The sequence below is a fragment of the Chitinophaga filiformis genome, assembly GCF_023100805.1.
Classification (GTDB): domain Bacteria; phylum Bacteroidota; class Bacteroidia; order Chitinophagales; family Chitinophagaceae; genus Chitinophaga; species Chitinophaga filiformis_B.
On record NZ_CP095855.1, the window covers coordinates 5127181 to 5146112 of the forward strand.

At 48.6% G+C, this 18932-nt stretch carries 9 protein-coding genes; 6 read left to right on the forward strand and 3 right to left on the reverse strand.

The window, feature by feature from the left end:
* Positions 1-139: 139 nt before the first annotated feature.
* The 6 genes from MYF79_RS19890 to MYF79_RS19915 are packed head-to-tail and all read left to right on the forward strand — an operon-like array spanning position 140 to position 12726.
* Complete coding sequence (locus MYF79_RS19890) at positions 140-3151, forward strand: SusC/RagA family TonB-linked outer membrane protein (protein WP_247809384.1); 3012 nt, start codon at positions 140-142, stop codon at positions 3149-3151.
* An 18-nt stretch (positions 3152-3169) separates the two neighbouring features.
* Positions 3170-4675 carry a RagB/SusD family nutrient uptake outer membrane protein gene (locus MYF79_RS19895; RefSeq protein WP_247809385.1) on the forward strand — a complete coding sequence of 502 codons (1506 nt, stop codon included), beginning with the start codon at positions 3170-3172 and terminating at the stop codon, positions 4673-4675.
* 3 nt (positions 4676-4678) lie between these two features.
* The gene (locus tag MYF79_RS19900; RefSeq protein WP_247809386.1) at positions 4679-6865 is read left to right on the forward strand and encodes an alpha-galactosidase; all 2187 of its coding nucleotides are present in this window, start codon (positions 4679-4681) and stop codon (positions 6863-6865) included.
* 24 nt (positions 6866-6889) lie between these two features.
* Complete coding sequence (locus MYF79_RS19905; protein WP_247809387.1) at positions 6890-10192, forward strand: DUF5107 domain-containing protein; 3303 nt, start codon at positions 6890-6892, stop codon at positions 10190-10192.
* Positions 10186-11373 carry an aldose epimerase family protein gene (locus MYF79_RS19910; protein ID WP_247809388.1) on the forward strand — a complete coding sequence of 396 codons (1188 nt, stop codon included), beginning with the start codon at positions 10186-10188 and terminating at the stop codon, positions 11371-11373. The genes MYF79_RS19905 and MYF79_RS19910 overlap by 7 nt, the downstream gene beginning before the upstream one ends.
* Before the next feature lie 24 nt (positions 11374-11397).
* Positions 11398-12726 (forward strand): sugar porter family MFS transporter, encoded by a 1329-nt coding sequence (locus MYF79_RS19915; protein ID WP_247809389.1) that lies wholly within the window; start codon positions 11398-11400, stop codon positions 12724-12726.
* Positions 12727-12993: 267 nt separating this feature from the next.
* Here the strand turns inward: MYF79_RS19915 and MYF79_RS19920 are convergent, their stop codons facing one another.
* The 3 genes from MYF79_RS19920 to ltrA form a co-directional block, all read right to left on the reverse strand.
* On the reverse strand, positions 12994-14370 hold the full coding sequence (locus tag MYF79_RS19920; RefSeq protein ID WP_247809391.1) for an IS110 family transposase: 1377 nt from the start codon (positions 14368-14370) through the stop codon (positions 12994-12996).
* A 1081-nt stretch (positions 14371-15451) separates the two neighbouring features.
* On the reverse strand, positions 15452-16906 hold the full coding sequence (locus MYF79_RS19925; protein ID WP_247809393.1) for a glycoside hydrolase family 30 protein: 1455 nt from the start codon (positions 16904-16906) through the stop codon (positions 15452-15454).
* Positions 16907-17184: 278 nt separating this feature from the next.
* Positions 17185-18522 carry a group II intron reverse transcriptase/maturase gene (gene ltrA / locus MYF79_RS19930; protein ID WP_247809395.1) on the reverse strand — a complete coding sequence of 446 codons (1338 nt, stop codon included), beginning with the start codon at positions 18520-18522 and terminating at the stop codon, positions 17185-17187.
* Between the last annotated feature and the right edge of the window lie 410 nt (positions 18523-18932).

Here is an 18932-nt window from a genome sequence, read left to right on the forward strand (position 1 = left end):
TATTTCCCCCCTTATGGTGAAAACCGAAATTTGAACCCTGAACTAAAACACGATTCCACATCATCCGCAAACCAACAACTGACAATCTAAACGGGTACTTAGTATTAATCAGCATTTCAAACACTGGCAAATTCATGTTATGAAAAAAATTTTATCCCTGCTTATCCTGCTGTTATCTTTCAACACATGGATATCAGCTCAAGACAAGACACCGGGGGGCAAGGTGCTGGATGCAGCATCAGGTAAACCGCTGCCTTTCGTCACTATCACCAACAACACCAACAAAGGAGCTTCCATGAAAGCAGATGCTGACGGACAGTTTCCTCTCCCTGCAACAAAAGCCGTTCTCACCTTCCGTTTCGTGGGCTACAAATCGCAGACGGTCACCTACAATCCCGGACAGAGCGCCCTTATCGTCAAAATGGAAACCGAGATTTCCGGGCTGGATGAGGTGGTGGTGATCGGTTATGGCCAGCAGAAAAAGAAAGACATTACCAGCGCAGTGTCCAGCGTGTCGGGCAAAGAGATCTCCGAGCTGCCTGTTACCTCCATCAACAGCGCCCTGCAGGCCAGGGTACCCGGTGTGCAGATCAGCAGCGCAGGTTATCAGCCAGGCGCCGGAACCACGATCAGGATCAGGGGGATCAATTCCATCACACAGGGCGACGGCCCCATTTATGTAGTGGACGGCGTCATCCTGACCGGCGATATCCGCGAGATCAATCCCTCCGACATTGAATCGATAGACGTACTGAAAGATGCATCCGCCGCCGCTATATATGGCGCCCGGGCAGCCGCTGGTGTGGTGATCATCACTACCAAAAAGGCGAAGACCGGCCGCGCCTCCATCGACTATAACGGCTACTACGGCGTGCAGAAGATCGTTAAGACCTACGATTTTATTGATGGTCCGCAATATGGTTACCTGCGAAGACTGGCCTGGGCCGATGAAGATCCTGTTGCCTGGCCGATGAATAACCCTGAAACTGACAGGAAGATATTCAGTCCTGTGGAACTGAAAAGCCTCGCGGAAGGCAAGACCTACGACTGGCCCGCCATCATCACCCAGGTAGCGCCCCAACAAAGTCATTCACTGAGCATCTCCAATGGCATCGGTAAGAACAAAGTATACCTGAGCGGCAACTACCTTAACCAGGACGGGATCATCAAAGGGTCTAACATGAAGCGTTATGCCCTGAAAGCAAACGTGGAATCGGCCGTGACAGATAAACTGACGATAGGCCTGAATAGCAACTATTCACATATCCAAACCAGCATCGTCAGCAATGAAGCCTATTACACCGCCGTGACCATGAGCCCTTTAAGGCCCATTTACGACTCCACCGGCAAGCCGTCCATAGAAATAGATCCGAATACCGGCAACATCACATCCAATAATCCACTGGCCCTTGTAATGGATGCCACCAACCACCGTATAGACGACCGCCTGATAGGAAATATGTACCTGGATTACAAAGTACTGCCCGGCTTAAGCTTCCGTTCCAATATCGGCGCTGACATTTACAAGAACCAGCAGTTTGAATACTACCCCCGGAACACCAGCGCAGGGTACTTACAGAAAGGCGTTGCCAAAGTGCAGAATTTCGGTTACCGCGACTGGCTCTGGGAAAACACTTTTACGTACGACTATAACCCTTCTGAGGAACATTCCCTCAACCTCCTGTCCGGTTTTACCTTCCAGAAAAGAAGACAGGAATGGAACTTCGAACAGGCTTCCGGCTTCCCGACAGATGAGCTGACCTATAAAAACATGAACCTCGCCACCAGGAGGGACTATATTTCCAGCGACTACTTCAACTGGGCTACCAGCTCACTGCTGGGCAGGGCCATCTATAAATACAAACAACGTTATATCCTCAATTTCACCGCCCGCTACGACGGGTCCTCCCGCTTCGGCGCCGCCAACCGTTACGGCTTCTTCCCATCCGTCAGCGGTGCATGGCGACTGATCGATGAGCCTTTCCTGGGCGTAAAATTCAAATCGCGCGTCAGCGATGCCAAGATCAGGATGAGTTATGGTGTGATCGGCAACCAGGACGTTTCCTACGACAAGATCTTCTCGCAAATGAATGCGGCCACTTATCCCTTTAATGGCAATACACAGTCCAGCGGCTACCAGGTGGGCGGTAACAAGGGTAACAGCGCACTGAAATGGGAAAGCCAGCATCAGTTCAATACCGGCTTCGACCTCGGCCTGCTGAACAACCGGATACAAATGACCTTCGACTTCTACAACAAGAATATCAAAAACCTCCTGTTGCAAAACTCACTGGCGCCGTCCCAGGGCTTCGATGCTACCATGATCAATGTAGCGTCTATGACCACCAGGGGGATCGACATCGGGCTGAAACTATACCCGGTTAAGATGCCAAACTTCGACTGGCAGATAGACCTTAACTGGTCTAAATACAAATCCAAAGTAACGGCATTGCTGCCTGGCAGAGACTCACTCAGCCCTTACCTGAAAGTGGGCGAAGCACCGAACAGCCTGATCGTTGATTATGTGTTTGACGGTATCTATAACAAAGGCGATGACTTTAAGCTGAACCCTACCGGCCGGCCTGGCGATGTGCGTATCAAAGACCTGAACAACGATGGTATCATCAATCAATACGACAGGGCGATAGTAGGCCGCACCACTCCTAAGGCCTGGGGTGGTATCTGGAACTATTTCCGGTATAAGAGGGTTTCCATGACCGTGTTTGCAAGTTATATGTACGGTCACGATATCTACAACAAGGCTTATATGGACTATGTCTACTCCGACGGCCGTAAAGTGATCCTGAAAGACGGACTGAACTACTGGACACCGGAAAATACCAATACCAATCTTCCACGTCCCAATGCATTTGGTAGTTCTACCAGGGCATTGCCACAGGGTTCTTCCAGCTTCGCCGTGCAGAAAGGCGATTTCCTCCGCATCAGGAATATCACACTGGCGTACGATTGCTCTCCGGCCATTTTATCCAAACTGAAAATAAGGTCGCTGAATGTATACGCCCAGGCCCTGGAACCATTCCTGTTCACAGGCTATAAAGGCACGGATCCCGAAATAGGCGTGGCGCAGGGGGCTTATGATATCTATCCCCGCTTCAGGACCTATCTGTTCGGTTTAAAAATGGGTTTATAATTTCCTAAAACGACATTTATGCAAACGCATCGCTATATATTATTCTTCATCTTACTTGCCGGGGCGCTTATCCCTGGCTGTAGCAAACAGCTCGATATTAAACCGGAAGTATTCGTTTCTCCCGAAGAGCTATACAAAGACGAAGCCGGCATTACGGCCGGTATTACCGGCATTTACCGCCAGCTGCTGGTACTGAAAAGATCAGACTATGCCGTTGTGGGCATGGTGGGTACCGATGAAGCAAAGATGACCATCTTCGTACCTACCTGGGGCCCTTACTGGCAGGGATTTGCAGCGGTGAACAGCTACTCGCCCCTGCTCACTGCACAGAACGATGTTGTACAGGGCTTCTGGATCAACTGCTATAAGGGGATCAATAATGCAAACATCGCTATCAAATATACGCAGCAGGCGTCCGTAAATGAAGATTTCAAAATGCGGGCGCTGGGAGAAGCAAAGTTCATGCGGGCACTGTTTTACTTCTACCTGGTACAGTTGTATGACGGTGTACCCATGCCAACGGATGCAGACAACCCTGATGCTGTGAGGGACGGCTATCCGAGAAGTACCGCGGAAGCGGTATACCAGCTGGTAATAGCCGACCTGCAGTATGCGGCCGAACATCTGAACAGCAAAGGAGATAATGGCATCGATCCGGGTCATGCTACCAAAGAAGCAGCGACCGCACTGCTGGGTAAGGTCTATCTTACCCGCAAAGCGTACGACCTGGCTAAAAGCACCCTGGAACCATTGCTGAGCTCCTCCAAGACCAGCCTTATGCCGGCATATGCCGACCTCTTCGTAGAGAAAAATGAGAACAATATTGAATCTTTGTTTGAAGTACAGTTCTCCAATGAGCCCGACAATACCAGCAACATGGCCAATAACACAGGCGCATGGCAGATCAACTCTCCCGGCCTGAGTGGCGCCGGCGGACACGTCATCATTCCTACAGATTACTTCTTCAACAGTTTTGAGGATAGTGATCTGAGAAAAGACGCGACATTCCGTACAGTGTTCTACGATGCGAACGGTAACCTTGTCGATTACTCCTGGTGGGCAGATGTAGGCAAACCGCATGTGAAGAAATTTGACATCACCAAAGGCGTATCAGTAAGCGGCTCTTTGTCGTCCAGGAACATGTACTACCTGCGACTTGCAGATGTAATCCTGATGTATGCAGAAGCGGCCAATGAACTGAATGACGTCACCACTGCACTCGCTAATCTGAATAAGATCAGGCAACGCGCCGGCCTTGGTAAATGGGAAGACGTACGTGGCGGCATTCCCTCACAGGATGAACTGCGCACGGAGATCATGATGGAGCGCATGCGTGAACTGGGCTTCGAAGGCTGGAGATGGTTCGACCTGAAAAGGACCGGTACCTTACTGAATACCGTAAAGGCCAACAATCCGGATGCAGCGCCTAATATCCAGTCCAGGCATCTGCTGTATCCTATTCCTGCAAAAGAATTTGAGAACAATCCAAAGCTCACACCTAAAGATCAAAACGAGGGCTATTAATCTATGAGGATCATCCGTAACATATCATTTGCCGGCCTGCTTTGCATAGCATACGGAAACATACAGGCACAAACAGTAACATCGTCGGCCGACAGCCTCGTGGTGTCCAATGCCTACCTGAAGCTAAGCGTGGATAGTCATAGCGGTAAAGTCAGTTACCTGTTCAGCAACGGCGTGCAACTGCAAAACACGGTCGCCACGATAGAAGAGCTGAACACCGGCAAAACAGCCAGTACTGATTTCTCACAACACAGATACAGCACTGCTCCCATGCAGGATGCTGCCGGCAAAGGCGTTACCATATCCATCATACATAGCGATCCTTCCAGGCCTTTTAAACTGGAACAACATATTACCGTCTACGCGCAATCGTCTCACCTGCTGCTTGACGTACAGGCCACAGGTGACGCGACACTGGAAACGCGTAACATCTCTCCATTAACAATTATCCCGGAACAGCAGGCTTACCTGTTTGTTCCGGGTAATACGCCCCGCATCCTGGACGTTCCCTTCGACAACGACAACTGGGTGCCGGTCCTTACCCGGCAATGGCCTTCCGCATCAGGTATCAGTTATGAGTTCACCTCCGTTTATGACCAGCATAGCCTTTCAGGACTGGTGGCCGGCAGCGTAACGCACGACTTCTGGAAAACCGGCTTCCGTTATAGCGCCGGTAAGGAAACCGGCCGTATCGATTCTTTCATTGTATATGGCGGCGCCGCTACCGCGGATGACAGATCCCTGCCGCCCGCGTACGGCGGACTTGATGGCACCCACGATCATGCGCCGCACGGCACCATGCGGGGCAACACGCTCAGATCCCCCCTCATTTACCTGGCCGCCGGACCTGATACCCGTAAGGCATTTACCGCCTATGGCCAGGTAAACGTGCAACTGGCAGGCCGCAGCGAATGGAAAGGAAACGCTCCCTTCTATTGGAACAGTTTCGGTGTGGAGGGCGTACTGGGAAATACCAAGGTAATGATGCCCCCGGGCGTGATTAAAACGTCCGACTTTATTGCCACCCTGGACAATTTCAACAAATATGCCCCTCCGGTGCTCAGCGTTGACTCGTACGACCAATCCATATACACAACCTCACTATTGACGTCTTTGTCGAAATACGGGCAGAAAAAGCGGCAACAAATGGGCTTCTACTTTATCCCTTTTGCCGTATGGACCTGGAAGAACTCCCTGGACAATCCCATTGGCGGTACACAGACACCGCTGAGCGAGGTTGTGCTGCGGGATGCGAACAGGCAGCCTATCCTGTATAAGGAAGGCGACTGGGCCTGTTACCCTATCGATCCTTCCCACCCCGCTACAAGGGCTTCCATTATTCAGCAACTGCAAAAGGCAAAGGCTATTCACGCCACCTTTATCAAAATAGATTTCCTCTCTGCCGGCGCGCTGGAATCCAGCAGGCGGTACAACCGCAATACCCGCTCCGGCATGCAGGCATACAATGAAGGGCTCAAAATGCTCCGCTCACTGGTAGACTCAATCATGGGACCGGACATCTTCATCACACAGGCCATCTCTCCCCTGTTCCCCCACCAATATGCACATACCCGTTTCATTTCTACGGATGTTTACTCACACCTCAGAGACGATCAGCCGGGATTTCCGCAATGGGGCAGTACAGCGGCTTCACTCGCAGCAGGTTCCCATATGTGGTGGGTGCAGGGCACATTATGGCCTTACACCAACCTGGACGTGATCGTGATGAAGAACTTCCAGAACAATCCCGAGCTCACAGAGCAGGAGATCAAAGTGCGCCTCTATGCCATGATGGTAATGGGCAGCATACTGGGAGACGGCTCAGATTTCAGGCAGAAAACAGCGGCGGAAAGAGCGAAAAAATTCCTCAATCATCCTGCAGTATGCGCCTGGTTCAGTCAGCCTGCTGCCTTTACGCCGCTAAGTATGTCTGACGGCGATAGCCAGGACCAGCAGATGACTTTCTTCCACCGGGGAGACACCACCCTTCTCGCCATGTTCAACTTCATAAAGGATAAACCTTTTGACGCCAGCTGGCAAACAGCAGATGTGGCAGACAAACGGCACTATGAGATCAGGGATTTCATGACAGATGCCATACTCGGAGAGATCAGCAATGGACAGTCGTCCTTTACGCTGACAGTGCCGCCCAAAGATGCATTATTAGTTAAACTGGTCCCACGGGATTAAAAGCATAAAATATAAAGCGATCATATGGAAGTGACAGTCAGGATAGAACGCGTATCCATTCCTACGTACAAGACAGGCACACCCGAGAAACACCCTATGTTCCTCGAGAAAAGAGTATACCAGGGCAGCAGTGGTGTTGTGTATCCTCATCCGGTTATCGAACAGATCGCCGATGAGAAGACCATGCAGGAATACACTGCGGTATTCCTGGAGAATGAATTCCTGCTCATAATGATCCTGCCGGAACTGGGCGGACGTATACAGCGTGCATACGATAAGATCAGGCAGCGGGACTTTGTATACTATAACCAGGTCATCAAACCTGCCCTCGTCGGACTGGCCGGCCCCTGGATATCGGGCGGCATAGAGTTCAACTGGCCGCAGCACCATCGCCCCAGCACTTTTCAAGCTGTCGACTTTACCACGGAAGAAAATGCCGATGGCAGCAAAACAGTATGGGTAAATGAAGTGGAAGTGATGTTCCGTACCAAAGGCATGGCAGGGTTTACACTGTATCCGGATAAAGCTTACCTGGAAATAAAAGGCAAACTTTTCAACCGCACGCTCTTCCCGCAAACCTTCCTCTGGTGGGCTAACCCTGCTGTGAAAGTGAACGATCATTACCAATCGGTTTTCCCGCCCGATGTATATGCCGTGTTTGACCATGGCAAACGCGACGTATCTGATTTCCCGATCGCAACGGGCACCTATTACAAAGTAGACTATTCACCGGGAACAGATATTTCCCGTTATCATACTATCCCCGTTCCCACTTCCTACATGGCGATCCGCTCGGAGTATGACTTCATGGGCTGTTACGAACACGACACGCAGGCAGGCATGTTGCACGTAGCCGATCATCATGTATCGCCGGGCAAAAAACAATGGACCTGGGGTAATGGCGATTTCGGTTATGCCTGGGACAGGAACCTGACAGATGAAGATGGACCTTATATTGAGCTGATGACCGGTATGTTCACCGACAACCAGCCGGACTTCTCCTGGCTGCAACCCAACGAAGGCAAGACCTTTGAACAATACTTCATGCCATATGCCCGGACGGGGGTAGTTAAAAACGCTACCAAAGAGGCGATGCTGAATATGGAATGGCGGGGCGGTCAACTGGCCATTAAAGTGTATGCCACTGCCCTTTATAAAAATGCAGTGATCCGCCTGCTGAAACAAGGTACCGAAGTGCAACAATTCCCCGCATCACTCTCACCCTATGCACCATTCTCAACTACATACGATTGCGGTGCCGATGTGGTACCGGAGCAATGGAAAGTGATCGTTGAAGATGAAGCCGGCCATACACTTGTATCGTGGCAACCCGCGCCACCGGCAGAACATGAGATACCACCACCGGCATCTGCTGCGCGTCTGCCACAGGATATTGAACAGGTAGAAGAACTGTACCTGAACGGTCATCACCTGGAACAATACCGTCATGCCACTTTCAATCCCGTCGACTATTATGAAGAAGGCCTGAGAAGAAGCCCGGGCGATATCCGTTGTAATAACGCCATGGGGCTCCTGCTGCTCCGCCGCGGACAATTTGCCAAGGCTGAGCCTTATTTCAGAACGGCTATCAAAACAATGACCAGCCGCAATCCCAATCCATACGACGGAGAAGTATATTACAACCTGGGATGCGCTTTATTCCTGCAGGGGAAAAAGGCGGCAGCATACGATATCTTCTTCAAAGCTACCTGGAACGATGCCTGGCAGCATAGTGGCTTCCTCATGCTGGCACGTATCGCTGCATCCGGTCGCAAATGGGATGATGCATTATCCCTTGTAAAAAAATCCCTGGTGCGCAATTACCACAATCATACCGCCCGTCATCTGCAAACGCTTATCCTGAGAGAAAAAGGCCTGACAGCAGATTGCATCGGTTTCGCCAAAGCCTCGCTGGAAATAGATCCTTTCAATTACGGATGCCTCTTTGAATGGTACCTCGCCAGCAAAGACGACAGTGTACTGGAAAGACTGCGTACTTTAATGCGCGGCAGCCTGAATAACTACCTGGAACTTTCGCTCGACTATGCGCATGCCGGTTGTTATACTACCGCCATCCAGGTATTACAGTCATACGCCGACGCACATGGCGCCAGCTCTCCACTGCTGTATTATTATATGGGATGGTTTGCTACAAATGACAAAGCGCCGGAACATGCAATCGCTTATTTCAAACAAGCTGCCCAACAGGATGCCGGCTACTGCTTCCCAAATAAAGTAGAAGAAGTGATCATCCTCCAAAGCGCACTGGCAGCCAATCCATCTGATGCCAAAGCAGCTTATTACCTGGGCAATCTCTGGTACGATAAACGTCAATATACGGAAGCCATTGCCTGCTGGGAGCAGTCGGCCCGCCTGGACGATACATTCCCCATCGTACACAGGAACCTCTCTCTTGCCTATTACAACAAACTACATAAGAAGGTACAGGCAATTACATTCATGGAGAAAGCATTCTCACTCGCCCCTGACGACGCCCGCATCCTGATGGAACTGGATCAGCTGTACAAGATCACCGGCAGATCATCGCAGGAGAGACTGGCATTACTGGAGAGCAATATGCAACTGGTAGAAAGAAGGGATGACCTCTACCTGGAACGCGTCACTTTATACAATAATCTTGGTGAATTTGAACAGGCGCGTCAGCTCCTCTCCCAAAGACAGTTTCATCCCTGGGAAGGTGGCGAAGGTAAGGTAGTTGGGCAATTCATCCTCTGTCATACCGCCCTGGCAAAGCAGGCTATACAACAGGAAGAGTTTGAAAAAGCGATCAGCCTCCTGCAGGCGCTATCGTCCTATCCTGAAAACCTGGGCGAAGGGAAACTGTACGGCGCGCAGGAGAATGATATCAACTACCTGCTGGGTTGTGCTTATGCAGGACTGGGACAGACAGATACTGCCAAAAAACATTTCCTGGCGGCTACTATCGGTATCAGTGAGCCGGTTCAGGCCATCTATTACAATGATCCGCAGCCTGACAAGATCGTATACCAGGCATTGGCATGGCAGCAGCTGGGGCAACCTGAAAAGGCCCGCCAGATCTTTGAACGCTTCATCCAGTTTGGCGAGGCGCATCTCAACGACACTATCCGCATAGATTACTTTGCAGTATCACTGCCGGATATGCTGGTATTTGACATTGATCTTAACCTGCGGAACCGTATACATTGCCTGTACCTGATGGGGCTCGGTCACCTGGGACTTCAGCAGGAACAGGAAGGACAGCAATACCTGGATGAAGTATTGACATTGGATGTCAATCACCAGGGCGCTACTTTTAACCCATTCACAAAGACGATTCAATGCTAAATGTTAATAGCAGGGCGCTATCCGCAACCCGTACACAATACGGCGAACTGCGGGGAGCGCCCCTTTATATGATCACCCTTGAAAATGCTGCCGTTACAGTACAACTGATCAATCTTGGCGCCACTATTACGGCGATATATGCGCCCGACAGAACAGGCGTGCAAAAGAATATTGTAGCTGGATTCTCTGATCCGTTGGACTATTTGCATAATCCAGCCTATTTCGGCTGCACCGTAGGACGATATGCCAACCGAATTGCTGCTGGTCGCATCATGATAGATGGAAAGGAATACCAGTTGCCGCTCAATAATGACGGAAACCATCTGCATGGTGGTTTTGATGGCTTTCATACCAGGATCTGGCGTGTGGTACAATCTGCAAAAAGCAAGGAAGAAGCCGGCGTCATCATGGAATACATCAGCGCTGACGGGGAGGAAGGCTATCCCGGTACACTGACCGTCCGGGTACAATATGTACTGGACGATAAGAACCGGTTGCATATCCGGTATACTGCACACACAGACAAAAGTACAGTGGTCAGCCTGACCAATCACTCCTATTTCAATCTTAGCGGTTTTGAGCAGCCATTGGTCACTGATCACCTGTTGACGGTCAATGCAAAGACCTATACAGAGAAGAATGAGCGGAATGTCCCCACGGGAAATATCCTTCCGGTGGCTGGCACTCCACTGGACTTTACCCGCCCCACCAGAATTGGCGAACATATCCATGAACTGCCCGCCGACGGCGGCTTTGACCAAAATTTCGTATTGCAACCTGATTACAGCAGCGGCGCTGCTGCATCGGAAGACGGTGGTAATGGAAAGACCTCATCCCCTGGCGCCAGCACTGCAGCTGTGGCAATAGAGGGAGATGCCAGGAATGGAACTTTCTTACCTGTATCTGCCAGCAACATGCCGGCGGCAACACTGGAAGATCCGCACAGTGGCAGGGTCTTACGCATCTTCACCGACCAGCCGGGCATACAGGTATACAGCGCCAATTACTGGGATGGCAGTATCAGGGGGCAACAAGGTAAACTTTATCTCCAGCATGGTGCGGTGGCCCTGGAAACACAGGCATTCCCGGACAGTCCGAACCATCCGCATTTTCCGGACACTATTCTTTCACCCGGTGATGTTTATCGCCGGCACACCATTTTTGCATTTGATGTGCAATAAATCATTAAACTTGCTATTTCCGTTATGAAACATTCATCTTTTAATGGCGCCTACATACTTGGTATCTCTTTCATCTCCGCATTGGGAGGCTATCTCTTCGGATTTGATTTTGCTGTCATAGCAGGCGCGCTTCCATTCCTGCAAAAGCAATTTGGCCTCGACGCCTACTGGGAAGGATTCGCCACCGGCAGCCTGGCTCTGGGAGCGATTGCTGGTTGTATCATTGCAGGCGCTATGGCTGATAAATATGGTCGTAAGCGCGGCCTCCTGCTGGCATCGGCCATCTTCGGGATCTCTTCCCTTGCCATGGCTGTAGCGCCGGACAGGAACATTTTCATTGCCTTCCGCTTCGTTGCCGGTATTGGCGTGGGTATGGCTTCTATGCTGTCGCCCATGTACATTGCAGAAGTAGCGCCCGCACATCTCCGCGGACGTATGGTTGCGATCAATCAGCTGACTATTGTCACCGGTATTCTTGTCACCAATCTCGTCAACTATACCCTTCGCAACCAGGGCGATGCTGCCTGGCGCTGGATGTTTGGTCTTGGCGTCATCCCTTCTCTCCTGTTCTTTATCGGCGCCTTATGGCTGCCGGAGAGTCCCCGCTGGCTGGTGAAAGCGGGGCGTTCTGCTGATGCACGGGCTGTGCTCAGCAAAATTGGTGGTGATGCTTTTTCGGAGGAATCATTGTCGTTGATTCAAGGTTCTCTCACAGGTGCTGAACGGATGAATTTCGCTGACATCTTCCGCAAGGCGGTATTGCCAGCTGTGGTGATCGGCATCATACTGGCGGTGTTCCAGCAGTTTTGCGGCATTAATGTGGTCTTTAACTATACTCCGCGCATATTCCAGAGTATCGGCGTTTCGCAGGATGGGCAGCTTTTGCAGACGGTGTTTATCGGGGGGGTCAATCTTGTCTTCACTATCCTCGCTATGCTGCTGGTCGATAAGCTGGGGCGGAAGCCGCTGATGTTGATCGGCGCCGGAGGGCTTACTATACTTTACATCGTCGTGGTGCGGATGCTGGCGTCGGGCTCCGAGCAGGTCTCATGGTATCTGCTCGCGGCTATCGGTACTTATGCCATGTCATTGGCACCTGTGACCTGGGTGCTGATTGCGGAGATCTTTCCTAATAAGATCCGTAGTGCGGCGACGTCTTTTGCGGTGCTGTGTCTTTGGGCGGCGTACTTTATTCTGGTGTTCACCTTTCCGATCTTGTTCGATCGTCTGAAGGATAGTACGTTCTATATTTATGCGGGGATATGTTTGTTGGGGTTTGTGTTTATATGGCGGAATGTGAGGGAGACGAAGGGGAAGACGCTCGAGGAGCTCGAGGGCGTCATGATGCATTAGGTGTTTTCGTCCGTTATTCTAAGATAACGGACGATTACGTTTTGACACTTGCATAAGTTGCATGATGCAATGCCTGTTGAAGGTGTCCCGCGATAAGGATGATTAGTTTGGGCGATAACTTGCATGAGTTGAATGATGCAATGCCCGTTGAAGGTGTCCCGCGATAATGAACGATTGGTTTGGGCGCTATATAGTAATTGGCAGTCATCTTCGTGCTGCGGTTTCAGGCTGAAGCATCGGGCTGTACCCCTCCTCGAGTCCTTGCTTCTATACAACAATCGCTCTAAGTTGCTCCAACTTTTTCTCTAATCGACTTATTTTCAGTTCATTATTTCTTTTCTGATATTGTTCAAGCAAGGGTGGATTAAATTCGGTTTTGTATCTGACCATTTTATAGTAAATGGTAGCCAGTTTATTGGCGGTGGCGACAATAGCATATTTATTTCCACCCTTTGCTTTCATACGGCGAAAATAGTCTCCTAGCCAATGCTCACTTTTCTGAACAGAATTTGCGGCAAAGCGGAAAGCCTGCCCGGCTATAGAGGATGGTTTTTTCATTAAACGTGAACTTATTAGTTTGCCACCAGATATTTTATTGTTAGGACAAAGATTTAACCAGGAGACAAAATGTTTTTCTGTGGGCCATTTTGAAAGATCTGTCCCCGTCTCAGCTAGTAATTGAAGGCCTCCATTATCGCTTAAACCATATATGGCTAATACATCAACGCCTAAAATATGTTGCAAGTAGCTGCGGACATTAAAACGAGGATTATTTTTAGATTTGGTCTTAATATTTTGTCGTTGCGTCTGGTCCTGTTGCACGCTACAGGTTGTTACTATACCATCATTACATAGTGCCTCATACATAGATAGTTGTTCCTCAATCTTTTTATCGCAATTATTTATTCTGGACAGATATTCTTTATAGAGCTCATAACATTGACCGAGGGTAAACAGATGTTCATCCCTCCAATTGCCATGTAATGATTTTTCGATAGTATCTTTACTAGCCTTGATCCGAGAACCTACTAACGATAATAGATTGGAGGGGGTACGTTCTCCTTTAAGAATGGCTTCCACAATAGCGGATCCGGTCTGGCCAACTATATCGCTAATTACTGTATGCAGCTTTACATTCATCAGTTCCAGTGATTTTTGCATACGCAAAACACATTTACTCGCCTCGGACTGTAAAGTTCTACGGAAACGAACCAGTGTTCTTAAAGCTTCCTGCTCGTTTGAAGGCAGATAAGAACTGCTTAATAAGCCATAGCTGTGAAGCCTTTGTAACCAGGCGGCATCGCTCTCATCTGTCTTACGGCCGCTCACGTTTTTAACATTACGAGCATTTACCAGATATACTTCAAAGCCTTCCTTTATTAGCAATCCGAACAAAGGTTTCCAATATACTCCTGTACTCTCCATTGCTACTGTATTTATATTACATTCTTTAAGCCAACTGGCTATAGCTTCCAGGTCGCAAGTCATAGTAGAGAAGGTGCGAACTGGATCAGGGCATCTATCCGCAGAGACAGCTACAGCATGAATCTTATCTCCGATGTCAATTCCGGCAGCATAAGGATTAACAATAGAAAGAGAATTGACTTTCTTCTTGGGAAAAGAGCTTTTCTTTACATTTGCCATAATCTTAGTTTTAAAAGGCAAAAGTTCCTCAGCCTGCTGGATTACATTAGGTTTATTCTTCTATACGGTCTCCAACGACCAATTTGAAACTTAATTATCCTGCAGAACCAGACTATTTGATGGAGTAAGCATCCATTGCAAGGGACGGTTTTAGCTGCAAAGGACTTTTGCCTCTACAATTTAACCAACATTGCTCTTCTGTTGTTTTTAGCGAAACAGTGGTCAGACGCTCTGGGGACTATTTAGCTTTGTCAAGCGTATGGGCTTTAGAATATGTATTTAACCCCTATCAATCGTATTGAGGCTCTCGAAGGCCTAAGGCCCGATGCCTTCACCTGAAACCTTGCTACTTCAAATCCTCCGATTATAGATTGTCGACCTATGCTATATGCGATACATTGGAAACATCCGACACTTGCATAAACAGCCAGGATTTAATACTCATGCTCCCATTTGAAAATCACCACAGCCTATGTATAGATTATAGATGGGGTGTGGATGATGCTGCACAGTAAATAACGCTAGAAAATAGCAGATAAGCAGTATCCACCTATTCATTTGACCACAGACTATAGTCGGCACATCGGAGTAGCAAGGTTTCAGGTGGAGACGTCGGGCATTATCCATTGGAGAGTGCCGACACGATTGATAGGGGTTTAATCGACATTCCAAAGCCCCTACGCTTGACAAAGTCTGATAGCAAGGTACTCGGAAAGGGATACAGCCCGATGTCCTACCTGAAACCGAAGCAACGGAGATGATTCCCATTTAATATTTTTCGCCTAACGCATAAAACAAAAGACAAGTATACCTGACGACAAGCCATAGTCGGCACATCGGAGTAGCAAGGTTTCAGGTGGAGACGTCGGGCCTTATCCATTGGAGAGTGCCGACCCGATTGATAGGGGTTCAATCGACATTCCAAAGCCCCTACGCTTGACAAAATCTGATAGCAAGGTACTCGGAAAGGGATACAGCCCGATGTCCCACCTGAAACCGAAGCAACGGAGATGATTCCCATTTAATATTTTTCGCCCAACGCATAAGGCCAATTAATGTCTTCCCCCCAACGCATAAGCCATTATCGCCAAACCAGCGTCACCACAGCCCCAGGCGCAAGCACATACTGATATACGCCACGCTGCTCACTGACAGAAAAAGCCCGCTCCTCCTTCGTAGTATTAACCACCACCATTACGCGCGAACCATCCGCATTCAGGAACGCAACATTCTCTATCCCCTTCTCCGGCAATGCAGAAGAGTAAATCCTCTTCGCACCCGGACGAACGAATTTACTAAAGTGAGCCAACGCATAATACTCGACATTCCGCGTAACCCCACCACCATTGGAATTGACTGTCACGACACCCCTGCACGTCATGCACCCGCGATTGCCGGTACCCGTTCCAGGCTGATTCGTAGTTGGACCGTTCTTCTCATCCAGGGCCATGTTCCATAAGAGTACATTCTTCGACCAGTTGTTAATGGTCCCGATCAGCAACTGACGAACCATATACTGCAGGTTATCCGCAAACACGGGCGACCAGCTTCCGCCGGAACACTCAGTAAAGTAAAGCCCCTTTTCCGGATGCGCATCATGTACCTTGCTCATCGCGCCGACTGCTCCCTCATAGCAATGAAAGGCCGCTCCGGCTGTGTATTTTGCTATCAGGCTGTCGTCGAGAATTGAGATCGGATACTCAGGACTATTCCAGTTATGGTCAAACAACATGATCTTTGTCTGCTCACTCAGGCCTTCTTTTTCCAGTAATGGCCCCAGGTGATCCCTAATGAACTTCCCTTGTTCCGGCGCCGTCATCTTCATAGTAGGATATAAGGCCTCATATTGCGGTTCATTCTGAACAGTGAGCGCCGTGATCTTAATACCTTCCTCTCCGAAAGCCCGGATGTATTTAACAAAGTAACGCGCATATACCTCATAAGCATCAGGACGTAAAGATCCGCCCTCCAGCTTACCGCTCGTCTTCATCCAGCCCGGCGCACTCCAGGGACTACCCATAATATGAATACCAGGATTGATCGCTACCACTTGTTTTAATACCGGCACAAGCTCCTTTTCATCATGCTCAATACTGAAATGCTTTAAAGAATCATCCCGCTGTCCCGCCGGCATATCATCATAACTGTAAGGGCTTGTTGAAAAGTCAGAGGCACCGATAGACATCCGGATGTAATTGATACCAATGCCCTTCTCCGTACCAAACAGGTCTTCCAGTAACGCCTGCCGCTGTGTGGGCGACATATACTGCTGCATCACATATGCAGAAGACCCCGTCACCGCGGCGCCAAAACCTTCTATCTCCTGGAACCGCCGGCTGGTATCCATCCGGAGATTAATGACTGCCGTATCTTTTACTACTCCCAGGGCAGCCTGCTGCGCAAATAATTGCCGCTCATCGGGTGTAGTGAGATAAACGGCGGCCGAATCATTGTGTTGTGTATCCCCCGCTTGCTGTCTGTTATTGCAGGCCGCCAATAAGACGCTCATGCAACAACCATATACCCATAGTTTCATGTAGGATGTTTTTCTTGTCTGATGAATGTTTCCGCTTTCTTGTCTGATGAATGTTTCCGCTTTCTTGTCTGATGAATGTTTCTGCTTTCTTATCTGATGAATGTTCTGCTTTCTTGTTTGATGAATGTTTCCGCTTTCTTGTCTGTTGAATGTTTCCGCTGATGTCGTTAGCATAGATCCTAACCTTATTGCCTGTTATAAATCCCATTCCTAAAAAGAAGGTCCCGTCCCATGAGAGACGAGACCGATCTTTTCCGTTAACCCTATTTTATATCCAATTAGTAAGTAAACCCAGGTATCACAACCTGAGATTCTGTTAGAACGGCACGTAACAGTCTCCCGTTATGCCGCTCCGATTTTCCTACCGTTGGTTTCGAGTTAAGTAGTTCCCAGTGTGCAAACAACTTTGGTCTGCGCACGGAGATTTGATGAAGCCATTTAACTGTCTTCATTCCTCCTGTTCGAAGTCTCTTGTATTTTCGTCTTGCCCATGCTTGGAGCTTGACATTTAAAATGTGCATAAACTCTTTCAATTTTGTTTTGTAAAATGTTCCATAGTAATGGATCCATCCTCTAACTACAGGATTGATCTCACGAGCAATATCCTGCAGCGTATTTGTTGTCTTCTTCAACACTTCCCACTCTTTCATCTTCTCATTCATCGCTTTCATCGCTTTTCTGCTCACAGCGGGTAGAAAGCTGGTGAACCATTCTCCTCTTATACTGTTCTGTGCACTTCTTGGCATAAACGTAAATCCAAGAAAATCGAACGATATATTTGGATAGTCCTTGTAAAACCTTCTGTTACTGTCCTTGCAGAAGACAAGCTTTGTTTTCGATGCATGCATCTGAAGACCACATTCGGATAACCTCTTAGCTACTGCTTTCATCACTGTCTGGCCTTCATTCTGTGACCAGCATGTTATGATAGCGTCATCAGCATAGCGAATAAGAGTACACTGTGGGAACTCAATGCTTAACCATTTATCCATTGTGTAATGGAGATAAAGGTTGGCAAGCAGTGGCCCGATAACAGAACCTTGAGGAACTCCTTTGGTTCTTGCTACTAGTGTTCCATCTTTTAGTTGAAGTGGAGCAACTAACCATCTTTCAATGTATAGAAGTATCCACTTCGTGTCGCAATGCTTCCTGACTGCTTTCATCAGCAGATCATGTGGAATGTTGTCAAAGAACCCTTTGATGTCCATGTCTACTACCCAAGACTGTTTCCAGCAACTTTTCTTTGCTTTCTCTACAGCTTGTACAGCAGATTTTCCTGGACGGTAACCATAAGAGTCATTTAAGAACAGTGGCTCAAGCGTAGGTTCGAGTAAACCTCTTACTACGGTTTGGGCAATCCGGTCTTGGATGGTTGGTATGCCAAGAGGTCTTAGTCCACCTCCTTTCTTTGGTATCTCAACCAGTTTCACCGGTGGTGGCATGTAAGAGCCTGAACTCATTTTGTTCCAAAGCTTGTACAGATGATTTCTGTAATCTTTGTCAAACTCGTTCATGCTTACTTCATCCACTCCTGCGCTACCTCTGTTTGATTTTACTTTCTGATAGGCAACCATTACCAGTCTTCGACTGATACTAAACGGTTTTGTTTTGCTCATTTTCGTACCTCCTGACTTGTTCGTCAACAAATCAGTTTTCGTTAATGAATAAAAACTGGAAAACAACTTCCCTTCGCTATTATTACTTTTCAGTAACCGTCATCACTACTACGGAAGTTTCTGCCCCAGTGCTGCACATCAATACTTTCCTTCTTGTAGTGTCTCTTACTTGAAGTTTTCTCTTAGCATTGCAACGACTGGTTCTCACGTTCCATGTAAATGCCTGTGTTAAGCTCACGCTGTCTATACGCCGGATGCCGCAGTATCAGTAAACAGGTATCCTTACTGCTTATCCCAACATTGCTACTACATATTGGTTTTGACATCATTTAATCCTTTCGACGCTTCTGCTGACAGTTCACTTATTGTTCGTCTTCATTAACACATACCTGACATCTTTCTCGATGCCT

What these genes read in the sequence shown, in the direction of transcription:
- MYF79_RS19890 (WP_247809384.1), top strand. Translation starts at nt 140, where the DNA reads ATGAAAAAAATTTTATCCCTGCTTATCCTGCTGTTATCTTTCAACACA.
- MYF79_RS19895 (WP_247809385.1), top strand. Translation starts at nt 3,170, where the DNA reads ATGCAAACGCATCGCTATATATTATTCTTCATCTTACTTGCCGGGGCG.
- MYF79_RS19900 (WP_247809386.1), top strand. Translation starts at nt 4,679, where the DNA reads ATGAGGATCATCCGTAACATATCATTTGCCGGCCTGCTTTGCATAGCA.
- MYF79_RS19905 (WP_247809387.1), top strand. Translation starts at nt 6,890, where the DNA reads ATGGAAGTGACAGTCAGGATAGAACGCGTATCCATTCCTACGTACAAG.
- MYF79_RS19910 (WP_247809388.1), top strand. Translation starts at nt 10,186, where the DNA reads ATGCTAAATGTTAATAGCAGGGCGCTATCCGCAACCCGTACACAATAC.
- MYF79_RS19915 (WP_247809389.1), top strand. Translation starts at nt 11,398, where the DNA reads ATGAAACATTCATCTTTTAATGGCGCCTACATACTTGGTATCTCTTTC.
- MYF79_RS19920 (WP_247809391.1), bottom strand. Translation starts at nt 14,370, where the DNA reads ATGGCAAATGTAAAGAAAAGCTCTTTTCCCAAGAAGAAAGTCAATTCT.
- MYF79_RS19925 (WP_247809393.1), bottom strand. Translation starts at nt 16,906, where the DNA reads ATGAAACTATGGGTATATGGTTGTTGCATGAGCGTCTTATTGGCGGCC.
- ltrA (WP_247809395.1), bottom strand. Translation starts at nt 18,522, where the DNA reads ATGAGCAAAACAAAACCGTTTAGTATCAGTCGAAGACTGGTAATGGTT.